Source organism: Sulfurovum sp. bin170, from assembly GCF_010892395.1.
Classification (GTDB): Bacteria; Campylobacterota; Campylobacteria; order Campylobacterales; family Sulfurovaceae; genus UBA1140.
Window position 1 is genome coordinate 1 of sequence record NZ_JAACKB010000294.1, and the last position, 3,753, is coordinate 3,753.

General features: G+C 31.5%; 2 protein-coding genes. Both read left to right on the plus strand.

What is annotated here, in order from left to right:
• The first annotated feature begins 53 nt into the window (after positions 1-53).
• Positions 54-2,831 carry a CotH kinase family protein gene (locus GSY74_RS06950; protein ID WP_164664381.1) on the plus strand — a complete coding sequence of 926 codons (2,778 nt, stop codon included), beginning with the start codon at positions 54-56 and terminating at the stop codon, positions 2,829-2,831.
• The gene (locus GSY74_RS06955; protein WP_164664382.1) at positions 2,824-3,537 is read left to right on the plus strand and encodes a polyphosphate polymerase domain-containing protein; all 714 of its coding nucleotides are present in this window, start codon (positions 2,824-2,826) and stop codon (positions 3,535-3,537) included. The genes GSY74_RS06950 and GSY74_RS06955 overlap by 8 nt, the downstream gene beginning before the upstream one ends.
• The last annotated feature ends 216 nt before the right edge of the window (positions 3,538-3,753 follow it).

Here is a 3,753-nt window from a genome sequence, read left to right on the forward strand (position 1 = left end):
ATAAATCTAATTAAATTTATTATATAATGTTGTAAATTAACGGGGGAGTAGATATGTCTTTTAAGCAAAAAATATTAACCATCCTATCAATCGTTGTTGCTACGATTTTATATAATAGTGATAGCGTTATGATAACGATGCCGTGGAAAATAGACAGCGAGACTAATGATAAATTTAAGCTTTATGAGAAATCAAATAGATTGATGAAGATTGTTGATGATATTAACCCTCTCAAAGGTGAGAGAGCATTAAATAGTTTTGATTTGCCTGTTATCAACATAACGATGAAACATAAATTGATGTCAGATATGGTGCAGAGGGTTATGCAGGCGAAGAGCAGTCAACTCTATAGACTCTATATGTCAGACCATATCAATCTCTATAAAAAAACGACTATGTATATCGGTAGAGAGAAATATAAAGTTAAAATCAAACTGCATGGTACGGATTTTCCAAATTTCATCGATGATAAAAAAGCTTTTTCAATTAAAATAAAAAGTAAAAACAGGAGTTTCTACAGAGGTATGAGAAGATTTAATCTACTTCTGCCAGACTCATATAATGGTATATCAATTTTTTCAAATAAAATAGCCAGTAGACTTAATCTCTTGACTCCACAATCATTTCCAGTCATACTAAAAATCAATGGGGTTAGTCAAGGGTTGTATTTTCTTGAAGAGAAACTTGGCAAAGAGCTACTAGAGAAAAATGGTCTATCAGGTGTAGATATAGTAAAGAGGTCTGATGAGTGGAATCATCAATCTAACAGTAACCATATGACTATTTTTCAAGACCTAGATAGTAATTTGGAGATTAACTATATAAGTAAAAAAAATATTGGACAGAAAGAGCAGTATTCAAAACTCATGCGTTCAGTCCAGTTTAATGATATTAAACATCTAATTGATGTAGATACTTTTGCCAAACATGAAGCACTAAGAGCAATAAGTTATGACGCTGGACACTCTATCTTGGGTGATAATATAAAGTTTTTATACAACACTTCATCGGGTAGATTCTCCATATATTATAGAACAGAGAATAGCTTAAAGGCATTACCAACCTATAATTTCAAAACTATTGATAGAGCAATGGGATTATCCGAAGCTTCACAGGGTGTCTACTCTACAAAAGATGACCTCTTTTATAGGTTAACCAAGAGCAATGAGTTTAGAGAGATGAGAAACCAATATCTTTGGGAACTTATAGAGAAAAAAGATGAACTCTTGGAGATGTTTGAGAGTATCAATAGCGAAAATAATAGACTTATTTTAACAGATACCACAAATGAATTGTCAGGAAGATTTAGTCTGTCTGTGATAAATGGGAAGAGGAAAAATCTAATATCAAATATGAATATTATTGAGAACTATATCAAATATGGTAGGATTTTTATTGACTTAAAACTTATAGATAAAAAAAGACACCAGTTGACCATAAATCCTGATAGTAATGTTGGTCTAAAGATTGATAAGTTTAGTATAGATTTGGACTCCAAAGAGAAGATAGATAGCGTATATGTTATAGATGAGAACAATAAAAGTATGGAGTTTTCAACTTTTTTAAAAAAGGATGGAAATATAACTGCTGATATAAGTGATTTTTTTAAAGAGACTAACTATATGCTCTCTTTGGATGAGAAGTTGGAACCAAAACTAAATCCTAAACACTATAAGATAGTCTCAAATGTTGAGTTTAAAATTAAAAATGTAGAAATCAACTCAACCAATATACTAACTGGTAAAAAACTCTCCAAAATAAACACATATACCTCTATAAACAGTGATTTAGATTTGTATAGAGACCACGATATATCTATTGATGAATTTTTAAGTAAAAATAATAATTTAGGATTAATAAAAGGATATAATAATACTTTAAAATGGTCTAAAGGAAATTATAAAATATTAGAAGATATGGTTTTCCCTTTTGGTTATGATTTAATCATCGAAAAGGGGACATTAATTGAGATTGCAGAGGGTAAAAGTGTGATTGTTTATGGTGGAGTAGATATTAGAGGAACAGAAGAGGAGCCTGTTATAGTACGAAATAGTGAGAAAAATAGACCATTTGGTACATTTTCTTCTATTGGCGATGGAGAGACAGAGTGCAGAGTAAATCACTTGGAGATATATGGAGGAAGTGAAACATTTATCAATGGTGTTCACCTATCTGGTGCTTTGGCACTCTATAACCATAAGCGTGTGGAGTTAAAAGATAGCTATATCCATCACAATAGTGCAGATGATGGTCTCAATATCAAAAATGCAAATATTCTACTAGAGAGAAATATCTTTAATGCCAATATGGCTGACCAAGTTGATTTGGATTTTTGTAAAGGTGTGGTAAGAGATAATAGATTTATGGAAAAATCACTGATTAAAAATTTTGATAGAGTTACTATTCCTATGGATAGTAATGGTGATGGACTCGATTTTAGTGGTTCAGAAATATTGGTCAACAATAACCACTTTAGTAACTTTTTGGATAAAGGTATATCTATAGGTGAAAATACATTGGCATTGATAAATGGTAATAGTTTCAGAAACAATAGAAGTGCAATTACAGCGAAAGATGAGTCAAAGGTCTACCTCTATAGCAACAGTTATATAGATAACAATATCTCTATAGAGATGTATCAAAAAAAGAAGATATTTAAACACCCATCTGTTTTTAATATTAATGAGAAGACCCCTTCTAGTAAGATTAAAAAGACGGTTCAATCTCACTATTATAAATTGGATATTAATCAAACGATAGAGGAGGAGAGCATGAATGGAGTAGATATTTTCAAAAAATTAGATAAAAAGGTTTGGATTGAGTATGAGTAATTTAAAAACTTTTAGACATGAGTTTAAATACTATATCAACTACTTTGAGTATGAGTCTCTTCGCAGAAGGTTGGGAGCAGTCCTGAAAAGAGATGCATACTCCAATGAGAGTGGTGATTATCATATCAGAAGTCTCTATTTTGATGATGTTAAAAACAGTGCTTTGTATGAGAAACAGGCTGGTGTGCTTACTAGAGAGAAGTTTAGAATAAGAGCGTATAACATAAGTGACAAGGTAATCAAACTTGAAAAAAAATCAAGAATTGGTCAATTTATACATAAGGAGTCAGCATCACTTACAAGAGAGCAGTTTGATATGATAATTGATAATGATATTGAGTTTTTAAGGCGTTCAGATAACACTCTGTTTAATGAGTTCTATTTTAATATGGTGGCTAAAAGACTAAAACCTGATGTTATAGTGGATTATGTTAGAGAGGCTTATATCTCAAATCTGAATAATATAAGAATAACTTTTGATAAGCATCTAAAGAGTGGTCTCATGAGAACTGATATGTTTAACAAGGATGTTCCTACAATAGATGTGATAGAGAAACCCCAATTTATATTGGAGATTAAGTATGACCACTTTTTGCCTGACTATATACGAGCGATACTGCAACTCTCAAGTAATCAGAGGTATGCCATCTCTAAATTTGTAATTTGTAAAAAATTTACAAAGTTTAACAATTGGGAAGATAATTAGAATCCTTGGAAGAGTAGGAACCGATGGCTTCAGCCCAATGCCAATGAATTAAGCTTTTTTTGAATATAAATAGTTCGGGTGTGAACACGCCGATTCCGAAAATGCAGATGGCATATAAGGAAACGATGGCTTCAGCCTCGCTAATTCATTGGCATTAAACTAAAGTCTCCGATTCCAAGGAAGTTCTGCAAGATAATTAAAAAATAAAGGATAAAA